The organism is Rhodococcus sp. 21391 (assembly GCF_016772255.1).
Taxonomy (GTDB): Bacteria; Actinomycetota; Actinomycetes; order Mycobacteriales; family Mycobacteriaceae; genus Rhodococcus_F; species Rhodococcus_F opacus.
Window position 1 is genome coordinate 344,892 of record NZ_CP063781.1, and the last position, 15,318, is coordinate 360,209.

Here is a 15,318-nt window from a genome sequence, read left to right on the forward strand (position 1 = left end):
TGCCCGAGCACACCGTGGCACTCACGTAAGCGCAGCGAGAACCCGGCGGCATCGGTGTGGGACCGATGCCGCCGGGCGCGGAGAACTGTGAGACCGAGCGTGCTTACTGGGGCATCAGGACGGAGTCGATCAGGTACACGGTGGCGTTGGCGGTCTGGACGCCACCGCAGATGACGCCGGCGTCGTTGACCTTCAGATCGTCGCCCGAACCGGTGACGGTGACCGTGCCACCCTCGACGGTCGTGTGCTGGCCGTCGATGTCACTCGGCGCGATCTGACCGGGGACGACGTGGTAGGTCAGGACCTTGGTGAGCAGCGCCGGGTCGGTCTTGAGGGTCTCGATGGTGGCCGGGTCGACCTTCGCGAACGCGGCGTCCACCGGCGCGAACACCGTGAACTGTCCGCTGTTCAGCGTGTCCACCAGGTTGACCTGCGGGTTGAGCTGACCGGATATGGCGGCGGTGAGGGTGGTGAGCAGTGGGTTATTGGACGCGGCCGTCGCGACCGGATCCTGCGCCATGCCACTGACCGAACCGGCACCGTCCGGCACCGTCTTCGCGTACTCGGCGCAGCCCGGACCGACCAGGTTGGCGGCGGGATCGGCCATCGCGGACGAGGTCATCGAACCGGACGACATCGACTCGGACGTCATTGCCTCCGAGGCCGAGCCGCTGCTCGACGAGTCGCTGTCGTCCGACGAACACGCTGCGCCCAGCAGGACGAGGGATGTGCTCGCTGCGACTGCCAGAACTCGTGTGGTGATGTTCATGGGTTATTGCCTCTCTCCGGTGTGGGTGCGGATGAGCACCATCGACAGGCATTCGGAGCGGTCTCCCGATCGGATGGGCCGAAGGTTTTCTCGGATCGACCCATCCGATCCGGGAGGGGCGTCGAATGCCCTGAGAGAGGGTGCTGGACAGGCCCTCTGTTCCGGCTGCCCGTTTTATCGTGAAAGGACCCGAGATGTCACGCTCGAAGGTACGTGGATTCGCCGCAGGACTGCTGACCGCGGCTGCGGCCGTGGTGCTGGCGGCGAGCCCGGCACAGGCTCAGCCCGGTGCGCTCGCACCCGTCCCGTCTCTCGACGTCCAGAGGTACCTCGGTACGTGGTATCAGTTGGCCGCTGTGCCACAGCCGTTCAACCTGGACTGTGCGCGGGACACCAGGGCGACGTACGGGCTCGTCGACCCGTCGAACGTCAGCGTCGCCAACTCGTGCACCACCTGGGCGGGAGGGACGAACGGAATCAACGGCAACGCGCGTGTCACCGATCCGATCACCAATGCGCAACTCCACGTGAGTTTCCCGGACGTTCCGTTCCAGAGTTCACCGGACGGACCCACCAACTATGTGGTCACCTACATCGCCGAGGATTACTCGTGGGCGCTCGTCGGTGACCCGACACGGGCTTCGGGTTTCGTCCTCTCCCGCAACCCGGCGGTCGACGACGCGGGATGGAAGCAGATCCGGCAGGTGGTGGAATCGCGTGGCTACAACTCGTGCCTGCTGCTGACGTCCCCGACCACCGGTGGCCGAGAAGGAATTCAGCCGCTCTGCACGGTCTGACGGGCAGCCGAGCCGGTGATGTTCTCCATCATGCCTTTGAAGATGATTCCGTGGAACGGCATGATGGAGTACCAGTACAGCCGTCCGGCGAGGCCTTTCGGGAAGAAGATGGCTCGTTGATCGAGTCGGGACCGGTCGGAATCCACACTGTGGACTCGCCATTCGAGCCACGCCCCGCCCGGTGCCCGCATCTCGGCGCGCAGCCGTAGCAGAGACCCCCGGTCGATGTGTTCGACCCGCCAGAAATCCAAGGGGTCACCGGTGTTGAGCTGCTTCGGGTTCCGGCGTCCGCGGGTGAGTCCGACACCGCCGACCACGCGGTCGAGCCAGCCGCGCACCGACCACGCGAGTGGGAACGAGTACCAGCCGTTCTCGCCGCCGATGCTCTCGACGACGCTCCACAGCGTACCGGCGTCCGCTTCGCAGTCCCTGGTGCGTTCGTCGGTGTAGACGACCTCACCGGCCCAATCCGGGTCGGACGGCAACGGATCGGACGGGGCGCCGACCGGGGACGCACTGGCCCAGGTCGTCTCCACCTCGCCGTTGTCGATGCGCCGCAATGCCAATCGCACGGCGTCCCGGTACGTCGTCAGGCCCGCCTTCGGCGGTGGGATGACGTCGTCGATGTCGTGCTCGGTGGCGACGGCATCGTTGTGGAGTGATTCGATCAGTGCCCGCCCGAGGGAGCGGGGGATCGGGGTGACCAGACCGATCCACAGACCGGCGAGCTTCGGGGTCAGCACCGGGAGGACGAGGATGCGACGCTGACGCAGGCCCGCGACCTCGGCGTACGTCTGCATCATCTCGCCGTAGCGGATGACGTCGGGGCCACCGATGTCGAAGGTGCGGCTGCGCGGCAACGGCGCCTCGGCCGCGGCGACGAGGTAGTGCAGCACGTCGCGGACCGCGATCGGCTGGATCCGGTTGTTCACCCACCGCGGGGTGGTCATCACGGGGAGCCGGTTGGTGAGGTGGCGGATCATCTCGAACGACGCCGAACCGGAGCCGATGACAACCCCGGCCTGCAGAACCATTGTGGGAACACCGGAGTCGACGAGGATCTGCCCCACCTGTGTGCGGGAGCGCAGGTGCGGCGAGAGGTCCACCGAGTCGGGATGCAGTCCGCCGAGGTAGACGATCCGGCCGACACCGGACGTGCGGGCCGACTCGGCCACGTTCTCGGCGCTGACGCGTTCGGCCTCCTCGAACTCCTCCGAACCGCCCATCGAATGCACGAGGTAGTAGACGACGTCGACGTCCGTGAAAGCGGCAGAAAGGGATTCGGGATCGCTCAGGTCGCCGCGGACGATCTCGACGTCGGACGCCCACGGAACGTCGGTCAGTTTCTCGGGTGAACGCACCAGCACCCGCACCCGGTAGCCGGCTTGCGAAAGCCTGGGGGCGAGGCGTCCGCCGATGTATCCGGTGGCACCGGTGACCAGTACACGTAACTGCGTCATTCCCACACGCTACCGTCGTTGTCACCGCCTCGCCCGCCATCGCGGCTAAGGTCGGGTCATGGGCATCGTGCATTCGAGTGTGGTCGAGGCCTCGCGGGACGAGTTGTTCGCCTGGCACACGAGGGCCGGGGCGTTCACCCGGCTCTCACCGCCGTGGCAGCCGCTGAGCCTCGTGAAGGAGTCCGAGTCTCTGGAATCGGGTCGTGCCGAACTGCGCATGCCCGGTGGCCTGACGTGGATCGCGCAGCACGACGCGAACGCGTACGACCCTCCGAACCGGTTCGTCGACTATTCGGCCGCGCTGCCGCTGCGACTGCTGGTGCCGTGGCGGCACACGCATACGTTCGACGTTGTGTCCGAGGGCCGGACCCGGGTCACCGACCAGGTCGACACCATAGTGCCCGGCCACTTCCTCCGGTCGACGTTCGTCTACCGCCACCGCCAGCTCGCCGACGACATCGGCCGGCACCACTGGGCGTCCACCCTCCTGCCCGGTCCCCTCACCGTCGCGGTGACGGGGAGTTCCGGTCTGGTCGGCTCCGCTCTCACCGCGTTCCTGAGCACCGGCGGGCAACGGGTGATCCGTCTCGTGCGCCGCGCTCCCAGCACACCCGACGAGCGGCGCTGGAACCCGGACGCTCCTGCCGGGGACCTGCTCGACGGAGTCGACGCCGTGATCCACCTCGCCGGCGCGTCCATCGCGGGACGGTTCACCGACGGTCATCGCCGGGCGATCAGGGACAGTCGAATCGAGCCCACCCGTCGGCTGGCGGAAGTGGCGGCCGCGTCCGGGCAGGGACCGAAGATCTTCGTCGGTGCGTCGGCGATCGGGTACTACGGCCCCGACCGGGGCGACGAGGTGCTGCACGAGCAGGACCCGCGGGGTGACGGCTTCCTCGCCGACGTCGTGGCGGACTGGGAGGACGCGGCGAAGCCGGCCGCCGACGCCGGACTGCGGGTGGTCCACGTCCGCACCGGGATCGTCCAATCGCCGAGCGGCGGCGTGCTGCGCCTGCAACGGCCGCTGTTCGAGGTCGGACTCGGAGGTCGTCTCGGTGCCGGAACGCAGTGGCTGTCGTGGATCGACATCGACGATCTGATCGACGTCTACCATCGCGCCGTCGTCGATTCGGGGTTGAGCGGTCCGGTCAACGCGGTGGCGCCGAATCCGGTTCGCAACGAGGAGTACACCGCAGTCCTGGCGTCGGTACTGCACCGCCCGGCCTTCCTTCCCGTCCCCGATTTCGGGCCGAAGCTCCTGCTCGGCGAGCAGGGCGCACGCGAACTCGCCCTCGCCGATCAGCGCGTCGCCCCGGAGAAGCTCCGCGAGCGCGGTCACCGGTTCCGCCGCCCCGACCTCGACACGGCGCTGCGCCACCAGCTCGGGCGGTTCAAGACCGACGAGGGGTAGCGCGCCCCGCGTCGTACGCCGCCACAACCCGCTTCGGGGCGGTGAGACGCCAGGCCTCCTCGACGAGTTCGGCCAGTTCTTCGGCGTCGACGCGGTCGAGGACGACGTCGATCCAGCCCCACCGCCCGAAGAACGGTGCGACCAGGAAGACGTCGGGATCCTCCTGCAGCAGAGCCGCCTGCGTTTCCTTCGTCGCTTTGAGGCAGACGGTGGGGGCGCCGTACCCGACGAGACCGAACATCTTCTTGCGCACGCGGAACGTCGGCTGGTCGCCCCAGTTGGCGATCACCACCTCGTGCGCCTCCGGCAACGCCAGCATCATCGCGCGCACGTCGTGTTCGGTGGGCATCACAGCTCCTGGTCGGGCGGTCGGTGGTCCGGGGACCTTTATATCCCGGATCACCGACAGCCCGGACCGCGGCGGGGTCAGACGAAGGCGAATTCGTCTCCGGCGTGGAACTTGGCGAGCGATTCGGAGACCGATCGCCGTGACGGCGGGTGGAAGGCGAATGCGTGGACGGCGGCGGTAAGGTAGCCGATGTCGGAGGATGTGATGAACGCGATCCCGCCGAGCGATTCGACGGCCGCCGCGGACGCGCGGACGAGTGCGTCGCGAATCGCGATACGCGAGAACAGCAGCCGCACCGAGATATCCTGTCCGCGTTCGCCTTCGTCGACGGCGCGGGCGATGTTCTCGATCGCGGCCATCGCGTTCTCCACGTCGGCGGCGGCGCGCACGTAACCCTCGTAGTCGTCCTTGCCCGCCGCCAGTAGCCGCTCGAGCAGCGCGCTCGCCGCGCCCAGGTAATTCGCGGTGACGAGCATGCCGAACCACAGGTACCCGGTCATCTCGTGTCGGCCGTCGGGGTCGTCGGCGCCGTTGAGGAGGACGAGGTCGGCGGGCACCTCGACGTCCTCGAGGTGCACCTCGTCGCTCTCGGCTCCCGCGAGTATCCAGCTCTCCCAGAACGGGCGCACTGAAATGCCGGGGGTGCCGGCGGGGATCAGCGCGATCGCCCGCTCACCGGTGTCGACCTCCACACTGGCGGTGAGCAGGTCCATCGAGCTCGACAGGCTGCACGGCTTCTTGCTGCCGTTGACGATGTAGCTCGACCCGTTCCTGGTGGCGGTCATCGTGGGGATGAAGACGTTGCCCCCGGTGACGCCCTCGGAGAAGCCGGAGGCGACGACGGCGCGTTGTTCCACCAGGCTCGTGATCAGCGCGCGGTCCTCGTCCGTCGCCTCCTGCGCGAACTCGTTGAGGGTGGCGAGCGACAGATGGTGCATGGTGGTGGCGGCGCCGAGAGACGGCGACCTGCTCCCGATCGCCCGTTGGACCCGCACGGAGTCCAGGGCGGAGGCGCCCAGCCCGCCGGACTCCTTCGGAATGGTCAGTGCGGTACCGCCCGCGTCCCGGAAGCGCCCGATCGCCCCGCTGCCCCGGCCCTCCAGCGTCAGCAGTGGTGTCTCGTCCAGGTAAGTTGCGAGGTCGGGCAGATACGACTTCAGCGCTGCGTGTTCACGGGCCATCAATGCGGTCATGACACTCCTCGAATGTGTTCGCGGAAATTCCGGATCTCCAGGGCGATCCATGGGGATATTCGGAGTGAGGAGTAATCCGGTTTGGTCGGTGCCACCAAACCGCATCCGCCACCGCTCCGAATCAACGGAGAAATTCCGATCATGCACACCGCGAGGAGAAATCGATGGCTGTGAACAGATTGATCCAGAGGCTGGGTGGCGACGACCGGGTAGATCTGCTCCGGGCAGTTCGTGAGTCCGACGTGAGTCCGTACTTCCGGGTGATGGAGTCCGCCACCGCGCCCATCGTCCAGGTGGAGGGCGCCGACCGGATCATGCTCGGTTCCAACAACTATCTGGGGCTGGCCGATCACCCCGCCATCCGTCAGGGAGCGCAGGACGCCCTCGACACGTTCGGCGGCGCGATCACCGGAAGCCGCCTCCTGAACGGCACCATGGACCTGCACCTCGACCTCGAATCGGAAATCGCCGAATGGCACGGCACCGAGGACGCCATGGTCTTCACCACCGGCTATCAAACGAATCTCGGCACCATCAGTGCCGTCGTCGGCGTGGGCGACGTCGTCGCCGTCGACTCCGCCGCCCACGCGTCGATTCGAGACGGATGTGCTCTGTCCGGTGCGACGATCCGCAAGTTCCGTCACAACGACGTCGCCGACCTGGAGAGCATTCTCGGCGACACCGCAGACGCGGACGGCGTGGTGCTGGTGATCGTGGACGGGTTGTACTCGATGGAGGGCGATCTCGCCCCACTCGGCGCGGTCTCCGAACTCTGTGACCGCTACGGTGCGGCCCTGATGGTGGACGAGGCGCACAGTCTCGGCATCTTCGGCGAGCAGAGGACCGGCGCCGCCGAACTGCTCGGCATCGACGGCGACACCGACATCCGGATGGCGTCGCTGTCCAAGAGCCCCAGTTCCACGGGCGGATTCATCGCGGGGTCGCGTGACCTCCTGGACTCGCTGCGAGTGAATGCCCGTGCCTTCCTGTTCACGACATCCGGTGTTCCCGCCGCGGTGGGGGCGTCCCTCGCCGCGGTGCGGCTGATCCGCAGCGAGGAAGGGGAACAGCGCGCACGACGCGCACTGGACAACGCCGCGGTCCTGCGGTCCGGACTGGTGGACAACGGACTCGACGTGGGTGCGCTGTCGCCGCTGCCCGATGGTGGTGAGACGGTGACGCCCATCGTGTCCGTCCACGTCGGCGACGACCTCGAGGCGATGAACCTCTGGCGCACCCTGTTCGACAAGGGCGTGTTCACCAGCGCGGCACTCTATCCCGCCGTTCCCCGCTCGGGCGCGATGCTCCGGTTGTGCGTCATGGCCACCCACACGGACGCACAGTTGCGGCGGGCGGTGGAAGTGATCTCCGAGACCGTCACGGAGGCCGCCGCGTGATGAAGGTTGCCGTCACCGGGGCGACGAGCGACTTCGGCGCCGCGATCCTCCCTGTGCTGCTGGCGGATCCGGACATCGACACGGTGGTCGGGCTGGGCAGGCGGGAACTGCCGATCGAACATCCGAAACTCGAGTCGGTCCGGATGGACATTCGTGATCCGGGCATCGAGGAGGTGTTCCGTGGCTGCGAGGCCGTGGTCCACCTGGCGTTCGTGGTGGAGGAGATCCGGGACAAGACGGCGACCCACGACATCAACCTGAGGGGTTCCCGCAACGTCATCGACTCCGCCTACCGGGCAGGCGTGGTGCGCGTCGTGATCGCGTCGAGCATCAACGCGTACGGACCGGAGTTACGGCCGGAGCCGGTGAACGAAGACGTCTATCCCGCAGGTGATCCCGACCGATACTATTTCCACGACAAGGCCGAGGTCGAGCATTACGCGGAGTGGTGGCTGCGCCGCCATCAGGGGGAGATGGCGATCTCGATGCTGCGTCCCACCTACATCATCGGCCCGGACTTCTCCAACGACGGCATCGACCAGCTCACCGGCCCGGTCGGGGCGTTTCCGCGGGCCGACGACGCCGCGTATCAATTCCTGCACCAGCGGGACATGGCGGACGCGTTCCATCGCGCCGTGAAGCAGGATCTCGTGGGCCCGTTCAACCTCGGACCGCGGGACTGGGTGGGTGTCCGCGAGCTCGCGGCAATGCAGGGGCAGCGGATGTTCGACGTACCCGAACGACCGGCGGTCGTGGCGGCGAACGTCGCGTTCCGGCTCGGACTCACCGCGTTCTCCGGCCAGTGGGTGACCGTGGGCGAGACCGTCGTCGATTCGACGCGCCTGACCGAGGCGACCGGCTGGGCACCGACGCTGACGGCCCGGGAGTCGGCGGCCGTCATGGTCCTGCTGCAGGGGAAACCCGTGCTGCGCAGGGAAGATGCCCTGGAACGGCGCATCGCCTGCGAGGCGGCGCTGGAGCCGGCGTCCGAATTCGTCGGCGTCGACGGCCGCGGGCTCGAACACGTCCAGATTCCCGCGGCGACCGGGGCCGTGCACGCCGAGGTTCACGCGGCGCGGTCGCGCGGCGCAGCCACCGTGGAGTCGGGCGGCTCAGCCACCGTGGAGTCGGGCGGCTCAGCCACCGTGGAGTCGGGCGGCTCAGCCACCGTGGAGTCGGGCGGCTCAGCCACCGTGGAGTCGGGCGGCTCAGCCACCGTGGTCCTGCCCGCGCCACCCGGGCTCCACGCGCGGTATCTCACCCCGTTCGCCGCGGAATTGGCGGAGAACGGGGTCGACGTCGTCGTCGTGGACCTCCCCGGGCACGGGTTGAGCACGGGGAAGCGTGGTCGTGCGACGGTGGCCGGGGTGAACGACGCCCTGGCGGTTGCGCTCGGCTACGCCCGGATCCGGTTCGGTGTCACTCCGCTCGTGGTGAGGGTCGGCGACGCGACCGAGCGCGTGTCGCGGCCGGGACGATGGCGATCGAAGGTGGCCCGCTCGCGGACCCACGCGTCGGTCAACCCGGCCGACGGGCTGCTCCCGCGGAGGCTGCGGTACGAGGGTGGGCTCGGGCACATCCCGCACGCCCACTCCGTCCGAGACGTCGTCGCACTCACCCGCGCCGATCGCGTCGACTCGTAGAGTGACTCCCGAACACACAGGCGCTGTGAACAGGAGTGAACCCATGACCAGTGAAGAACCCGGGAAGCGGAGTCCGGCCGTCGAGGCGGGTCTGACGGTACGGCGTGAGGTGATGGGCCCCGACTTCGTCGAGCGGGCACTCACTCGCACGGCGGGGACCGACAGCGAGCAGCTGCAGGAGTTCGTCACCGAGCACGTCTGGGACGCCGTATGGAACCGGCCGGGGCTGGACCGGCGCAGCCGCAGCCTCCTCAACCTCGGCATGCTCATCGCGCTGCGTGCACACGGTGAGCTGAAGGGCCACGTGCGGGGTGCACTGCGAAACGGTCTGACCCGCACCGAGGTCGTCGAAGCGGTGATCCACGCGAGCGCCTACTGCGGCGCCCCCGCCGGGTTGTCGGCGATGGCCGTGGTGCAGGAGGCGCTCGACGCGGAACTGGGACCGCTGGAAACCGAAGACTGACGCCGCGGTATGCGAATCAGCCCGTGACGCCGGTGATCTCGTTCGGGATCTCCGGCAGGTCGGCCTGGTCGGATACGGTCCAGGTGTCGAGGTCGACCGTGTGGATCTTCTTCTTCGCGGGGTCGGTCACGTAGGCGGTGTGGTCCTGCACGTACAGCGCAGGCCGCGGCGACTGCCACTTGTCCGGCTCCGTCCACGGATCGAGGACGTCGACGGTGCGGCTCACCGCCTTGCTGTTCGGGTCGATCACGTGCACGGCGCCGTCGGTGCCGAGGACGAGTGCCTCACCGTGCGGGGCGCGCCCGAGCGAGCGGAACGTGTAGCTGGTGCCCAGGTCGACGAGGGTGAGTTGTCCGGTGGAGGTGTCGGTCAGCGAGACCCGTTCGGGGCGCTCGAGTTCGGCGTCGGGGTCGGTCTTGTAATCGCCCAGCAGTATCGGTGAATCCTCGTCGCCGGCCTGGTTGCCGATGCGCCCGTAGGGATCGGGGCTGGTGACCTTGGTGATGAAGCCGTCCCGGTAGATCAGCAAGCCGTTCTGGCATCCCACCACCACCGTCTCGTCGGCGGCGACGGCCTCGCCGTGCACACCGGGGCAGTCCTCGTTGCGTGCGATCTCCTTGCGGTCGCGGTCGAGTACGACGATGCCGGTGCGCTCGTCCTCGTTGCCGACGGTGGTGAGCAGGCTGCCGTCCGAGAGTTCCACGGCCACTCCGTGATGCGCCTCGGGCGTCGTGAACTCGGTGGTGTCGGGTGTTCCTTCGGAGAGTCCGGCCGGATCGAACACGCGCACCAGTCCGGTGCCGTCGTCGAACAGCACCGTCTTGCCGTCGTGCCGGACCACGTGGCCGGGCGTCTTCGCCTCGAACGCGACGTCGGTGAGGGCGGGTTCGGCGGTGTCGAGGGCGGTAAAACTGTTTCCGGTGCTGACCAGCACGTGCCGGTCGTCGCCTGCGGGGTTGAGCCGGGTGAATCCGTCCACCTCGGCAGAACCGACCACGTCGAGGCTGTGCGCGTCGAGAACCAGCACGCCGCCGTCGTAGGTCAGTGCCAGCCGCGGCGCGGCGGTGTCGGTGGTGGTCCCTTCGGCCGCGCCGGAGTCGGTGGAGCAGGACGTGAGAAGTGTCGCCGAGAGTGCCACGGCGGCAACGGCGGTGGGGAGAGGTCTACGCATAAGGGTCACCCAGGAGAATTAACTCTTAATGCAAACGGTTGTCAAAGTCGGAAGTGTGCATGTGTGAATGCATCGCTACGCCAGGCCCTCCGCGATCGCCAGGGAATTCGAATCCATCATCTCGATGTACGTGCCCGCGCCCGAGCCGTACTCGCCCAGTGACTCCGTGAACAGCGAGACGACGTCCACGGGAACACCGGCCTCCGAGGCCATTACCTGCGCGAGCCGATCGGGCTGGGAGGAGTCGACGAAGATCGCGGGAACCCTCGCCGCGGTGATCGTCGCGGCGAGGTCCGAGAGGTCCGACGCGCTGGGCGACGCCAGGGTGGTTCCGCTGGGAATCACCGCCCCCACGGTATCGAAGCCGAAACGTTCGGCCAGATAACCGAAGACATGATGATTGGTCACCAGCTTTCGCCGATCTGCGGGGACGGTCGCGAATCTGTCCGCGATCCGGGCAGTGAGTTCCTCGAGTTGCCGGGCGTAGCTGTCCGAGTTCGTGCGGACGGCTCCCGCATCGATCTCCGGCACGTGTTCGATCACCGCGTCGCGGATCAGTGCAACAGCCTCGCGTACCCGGTCCGGATCGGTCCAGATGTGCGGATCCATGGTGCCCGTGGACTTTCCGGAACGGTACTCGATCGGCCGCACGGCCTCACCGACCTGCAGGATCGGGACACCCTCGGAGCGTGCGGTGTCGACGGTCTTGCCGATTCCCTCCTCGAGTCCGAGACCGTTCGATACGAGGAGGTCGGCACGCTCCACCCGCGCGGCGTCCGATGCGGAGATCTCGAACGAATGGGGATCGGCGCCTCTCGGCATCAGCACCTTCACGTCGGCCTGGTCGCCGACGACGTTCTGCACCACGTCGCCCAGAATATTCGTGGTCACGACCACCACGGGCCCTTCGGACGCGCCCGGGGTGCACCCGGTCACGGACAGTGCCGCGAGTGCGGTCAGGAGGGTCAGCGGCAGTAGGCGCTGCATTTTGCTCACAGCCCGACCACGCCGAGGGTGGACGCGGCGACTCCGACGTCGAGAGTCCGCGCCACCCGCGCGTTGTCCCGGAAGTCGATCTCGGTCACCGTCTTCGATGCGGGATCCGAGACGTACGCGCGGGTGCCGCCGACGACCACGGCAGGCGGGGTCGCGGACTCGTCGCTCCAGTCGTAGGGGGTGGCCAGTACGTGCGAGGACGCGGTCTCCGCGCCGGTCGTCGTGTCGAACATGCGGAAGGTGCCGTCCGCGAGGACCGCGAACACGGAGCGACCGTCGCCCGCCACTGCGACGCTCAGCGCGCGGTCCGGGGTCCGGACGTGCGTCCACCCGCGGGTGCGTGCATCGAAGACCAGCACCCCGACGTTGGTGGCGGAGGGTCCGGCGGCGGCGACGTGAATCGGCAGGCCGTCGTGTCCGCGGAACGACGTGGGTCGGGTGGCGGCGTCGATGCCCGCCGGGTACGGAACCTTCTCCGACGTCCACGCCCCGGCTGCGGTGGTCGCGAGGAACAGTCCGTCGTCGCACGCGGCCAGTACGCCCGTGTCGGACACGGCCGTGCCTTGTATGTTCGGGCAGGCGGTCTCGAAGCTCTGCTCGACCTGCCCGTCCGCCGTGTGGACCTCGAACGTGCCGGGGCGGGAACCGGTTCCGTCCGCGGCCGAGCGCGACACCACGAACCCGTCGGCGATCGGGAGGGCGACGCCGTGGTGCGGAGCGTCGGCGTCCACGACGGCCCCGACGTGGATGCTGTCCTTGCGGAGCGCGGCGAAGTCGATCACGCGGGCGAGTCCGTCGCCGTCGAAGAACGTCGCCACCTTGTCGTCGCCTTCGATCACGTGCGCCGGCTTGCCGCCCTCGAGGGCGCCGAGTTCGACCGGTGGCTTGGTGTACGAGTGGGTGTGGTCCCCGTGATCGATGGTCCAGGAACCGGCGTCCACGACATGCACGGCGCTGCCGGCGCCGTCCACGGCGAACGCGTAGCGGTCCTTCACCGTCGTCACCCGCGTCGGGTTGTCGAACTCGAACGAATGGAGAGTCTCTGCCGTCGCGAGGTCGAGCACGTCCACGCGACCGGAGTCGGCGTCCGACACGACGAGCCGAGGTTCGGGCCCCTCGACCTCGGTGGATCCGGCCTCGGCGGCAAGGTCGCTACCCGGTTGGCTCCGGCCGTCGGGGGATGCGGCCTCCTCCTGTGGGGATGCGCAGGCGCCGAGGGTCAGCGCGGCGACCGCGGCAATTGCTGCGCGGGCGAGGGTCGTGTTCGGCATTCGTGGTCTCCATCTATCGAACGGGCATCGGAGTGGGTAAGAGGGCAGGCCGAAGTCGTCGCGCCGCCGACCGGGCCAGGGCCGCGACGAAGAACTGGAGCACGGCGATTCCGGCGATCGTCGCGCCCGCAGCGGTGTCGGCATTCCACGACACGATCAGCCCTGCGAAGGTGGCCGACCAGCCGAGGAGCACGGCAATCGCCATCGTCGCGCCGATCGACCTGCCGAACAGTGCTGCGGTGGCGGACGGAGCGACGAGGAGGCCGAACACGAGCAGGGTGCCGACGATGCGGAACGACGCGACCACCGCGAGGACCACCAGTGCGAGGAGCGCGAGGTGCGCCCACCGCGGCTGCAGACCCAGGGTGTGCGCCTTGCGTTCGTCGAAGACGAGGGCGACGAAGGGGCGGTATGCGATCACCGAGACGATCCCGGCGACGGCGGCCGCCGCCGCGAGCCAGATCAGGTCTCCCCGTGTCGCCGACAGGACGTCACCGAACAGGAAGGCTGTGAGATCGACCGCGAACGACCGTGCGCGCGAGACGATCACGACACCCAGCGCGAGCATGCCGACGAACAGCAGGCCGATCCCGGTGTCCTCGGACAGTCGCGAATTCTTCGACACCCAGGCGACACCGAGGATCATGACGACCGCACTCGCGGCCGCGCCGACGAGGAGATTCGCGCCGGCGAGATAGGCGACGGCCACGCCGGGCAGCATGCCGTGCGAGATGGCCTCGCTCATGAAGGCCATGCCGCGCAACACGACCCACGTGCCCACCAGCCCGCAGAGCACGGACACCAGCATTCCCGCGAAGAGCGCACGCCGGACGAAGGACACCATCAGGGGGTCGAGTAGCCACTGCACTCTGCTAATCTAACGATAATGATTGTCGTAAGCGAAATCGCGGTCCGGTATGGCCCGACCCCGGCGTTGAACCGTGTGAGCGTGCAGCTCGCACCAGGTACCGTCACAGCCGTCGTGGGGCACAACGGTTCGGGGAAGTCGACGCTCCTGCAGTGCCTGGCGGGCATCGCGCGACCGACGACGGGACGGATCGACGGCACGAGGGGGTTGGGAACGGCATATGTGCCGCAACGCAATGCGGTGAGCGATCAGCTACCGCTGACCGTGCGCGAAGTGGCGGCCATGGGGGCCTGGCACCGACGTGGATTGTGGCGGCGGCTCACTCCCGGCGACCGGGACGCCGTCGACGAGGCGCTGAACAGGCTCGGTCTCGCGGATCTCGGCCGACGGCGGATCGGCACACTGTCGGGCGGGCAGCGTCAACGCGCCCTGCTCGCGCAGGCGCTCGTTCAACGCGGCGACCTGCTGCTCCTCGACGAGCCCACCACCGGTCTCGACGCGGAGGCCCGCGCGGTGATCGGCGACGTCGTCGGCGAAGAAGCGGCGCGGGGTGCGATCGTCGTCGTGGCCACGCACGAATCCCACGACGCGGAACGCGCCGACCAGGTGCTGACCCTGTCGTCGGGGGTGCAGCTCACCCCACTTCGACGATGACGAGTTTGTTGCCGTCCGGATCCCGGAAATAGAACATGGGCGGCACGTAGTCGCCCATCCGTATGACCTCCGCGTCCACGTCGACGCCGTTCGCCGACAGGGTCGCATGATCGGCGTCGGCGTCCGAGGTGGTGAGGCGGATGCCCGTCTCGACGCCCGCGGGGACGCCGTCACGGGTCGGGACGAGCGCGATCGACGTCGCCGATCCCGGTGGCGCCACCTCCACCCACCGCTGTCCGGGGCTGAACTCCGCATCCATGCGACGCTCGAAACCGAGTGTGCCCACATAGAATTCGAGCGCCCGATCCTGATCGGTGACTGGGACCGCCACCGTGTGCACCCCGTTGATGTGGGTCTTGCCGTCCGCGCTCATACCGTCCATCCTCTCGTCGGCAGGCGTCACGCCTGCGCGAACGCCTTCTCGAGTTCGGCGACGTCGAGTTTGCGCATCTTCAGCATGGCCTGCATGGCGCGCTGTGCCTTCTCGGTGTCCGGGTCGCGCATGAGTTCGTACAGCCGCTCGGGCACGACTTGCCAGGAGACGCCGAAACGGTCCTTGACCCAACCGCATTGGCTTTCCTCGCCGCCGTCGCCGGTGAGGGCGTCCCAGTACCGGTCCACTTCCTCCTGATCCTTGCACAGGATCTCGAAAGAGATGGCCTCGTCGAACGTGAACTGCGGCCCCCCGTTGAGCGCGATGAACGGCTGCCCGTTGATCTCGAAGGACACCGTCAACACCGCCCCCTCCGGACCGGGAGTGTTCGGACCGTAGTGGGTGACCTCCGTGATCCGCGAATTCGGAAACAGGGACGTGTAGAACTTCGCGGCCTCTTCGCCTTGGGTGTCGAACCAGAGGCAGGGGGTGATTGGTTTCAT

The 15,318-nt window shown here is 68.1% G+C and carries 16 protein-coding genes; 6 read left to right on the plus strand and 10 right to left on the minus strand.

Annotated elements, in window-relative coordinates; translation table 11 throughout:
- Window positions 1-103: 103 nt before the first annotated feature.
- Window positions 104-769, minus strand: a complete 666-nt coding sequence (locus GO592_RS01650; RefSeq protein ID WP_005259097.1) for a fasciclin domain-containing protein — start codon at window positions 767-769, stop codon at window positions 104-106.
- Window positions 770-963: 194 nt separating this feature from the next.
- Here GO592_RS01650 and GO592_RS01655 point away from each other — a divergent pair, with 194 nt between their 5' ends.
- A complete protein-coding gene (locus tag GO592_RS01655) occupies window positions 964-1,566 on the plus strand; it encodes a lipocalin family protein (RefSeq protein WP_007297557.1) in 603 nt (200 codons plus the stop codon).
- On the opposite strand, the gene GO592_RS01660 is transcribed toward GO592_RS01655, so the two are convergent.
- On the minus strand, window positions 1,545-3,026 hold the full coding sequence (locus GO592_RS01660) for an SDR family oxidoreductase (protein WP_007297558.1): 1,482 nt from the start codon (window positions 3,024-3,026) through the stop codon (window positions 1,545-1,547). The genes GO592_RS01655 and GO592_RS01660 overlap by 22 nt on opposite strands.
- Window positions 3,027-3,084: 58 nt before the next feature.
- Here GO592_RS01660 and GO592_RS01665 point away from each other — a divergent pair, with 58 nt between their 5' ends.
- Window positions 3,085-4,437 carry a TIGR01777 family oxidoreductase gene (locus GO592_RS01665; RefSeq protein WP_007297559.1) on the plus strand — a complete coding sequence of 451 codons (1,353 nt, stop codon included), beginning with the start codon at window positions 3,085-3,087 and terminating at the stop codon, window positions 4,435-4,437.
- Here GO592_RS01665 and GO592_RS01670 read toward each other — a convergent pair.
- Window positions 4,418-4,786 (minus strand): MmcQ/YjbR family DNA-binding protein, encoded by a 369-nt coding sequence (locus GO592_RS01670; protein ID WP_005259088.1) that lies wholly within the window; start codon window positions 4,784-4,786, stop codon window positions 4,418-4,420. The genes GO592_RS01665 and GO592_RS01670 overlap by 20 nt on opposite strands.
- 77 nt (window positions 4,787-4,863) lie before the next feature.
- Window positions 4,864-5,979: an acyl-CoA dehydrogenase family protein gene (locus GO592_RS01675; RefSeq protein ID WP_007297560.1), complete on the minus strand. Its 1,116-nt coding sequence runs from the start codon at window positions 5,977-5,979 to the stop codon at window positions 4,864-4,866.
- A gap of 164 nt (window positions 5,980-6,143) precedes the next feature.
- Between GO592_RS01675 and GO592_RS01680 the strand changes: the two genes are divergently transcribed.
- Genes GO592_RS01680 through GO592_RS01690 form a run of 3 tightly spaced genes read left to right on the plus strand, consistent with a single transcriptional unit; the run spans window position 6,144 to window position 9,482 of the window.
- Window positions 6,144-7,376, plus strand: a complete 1,233-nt coding sequence (locus tag GO592_RS01680) for an aminotransferase class I/II-fold pyridoxal phosphate-dependent enzyme (RefSeq protein WP_007297561.1) — start codon at window positions 6,144-6,146, stop codon at window positions 7,374-7,376.
- The gene (locus GO592_RS01685; protein WP_202715201.1) at window positions 7,376-9,019 is read left to right on the plus strand and encodes an NAD-dependent epimerase/dehydratase family protein; all 1,644 of its coding nucleotides are present in this window, start codon (window positions 7,376-7,378) and stop codon (window positions 9,017-9,019) included. The genes GO592_RS01680 and GO592_RS01685 overlap by 1 nt, the downstream gene beginning before the upstream one ends.
- 43 nt (window positions 9,020-9,062) lie before the next feature.
- Entirely contained in the window at window positions 9,063-9,482 is a 420-nt protein-coding gene (locus GO592_RS01690) for a carboxymuconolactone decarboxylase family protein (RefSeq protein ID WP_007297563.1), read from the plus strand.
- Between the two features lie 16 nt (window positions 9,483-9,498).
- Here GO592_RS01690 and aztD read toward each other — a convergent pair whose 3' ends face one another.
- The 4 genes from aztD to aztB all read right to left on the minus strand — a co-directional run bounded on the left by aztD (window position 9,499) and on the right by aztB (window position 13,788).
- Entirely contained in the window at window positions 9,499-10,653 is a 1,155-nt protein-coding gene (aztD, locus tag GO592_RS01695; protein ID WP_039951309.1) for a zinc metallochaperone AztD, read from the minus strand.
- Between the two features lie 75 nt (window positions 10,654-10,728).
- Window positions 10,729-11,640, minus strand: coding sequence for a zinc ABC transporter substrate-binding protein AztC (aztC, locus tag GO592_RS01700; RefSeq protein WP_007297565.1), 912 nt, complete (start codon window positions 11,638-11,640; stop codon window positions 10,729-10,731).
- Window positions 11,641-11,645: 5 nt separating this feature from the next.
- Entirely contained in the window at window positions 11,646-12,920 is a 1,275-nt protein-coding gene (locus GO592_RS01705) for a hypothetical protein (RefSeq protein WP_007297566.1), read from the minus strand.
- Between the two features lie 13 nt (window positions 12,921-12,933).
- Window positions 12,934-13,788, minus strand: coding sequence for a zinc ABC transporter permease AztB (gene aztB, locus GO592_RS01710; RefSeq protein WP_007297567.1), 855 nt, complete (start codon window positions 13,786-13,788; stop codon window positions 12,934-12,936).
- Window positions 13,789-13,806: 18 nt separating this feature from the next.
- Between aztB and aztA the strand changes: the two genes are divergently transcribed.
- A complete protein-coding gene (gene aztA, locus GO592_RS01715) occupies window positions 13,807-14,442 on the plus strand; it encodes a zinc ABC transporter ATP-binding protein AztA (protein ID WP_007297568.1) in 636 nt (211 codons plus the stop codon).
- Here aztA and GO592_RS01720 read toward each other — a convergent pair.
- Window positions 14,423-14,815: a VOC family protein gene (locus GO592_RS01720; RefSeq protein ID WP_007297569.1), complete on the minus strand. Its 393-nt coding sequence runs from the start codon at window positions 14,813-14,815 to the stop codon at window positions 14,423-14,425. The genes aztA and GO592_RS01720 overlap by 20 nt on opposite strands.
- A 26-nt stretch (window positions 14,816-14,841) precedes the next feature.
- The gene (locus GO592_RS01725) at window positions 14,842-15,318 is read right to left on the minus strand and encodes a VOC family protein (protein ID WP_005566320.1); all 477 of its coding nucleotides are present in this window, start codon (window positions 15,316-15,318) and stop codon (window positions 14,842-14,844) included.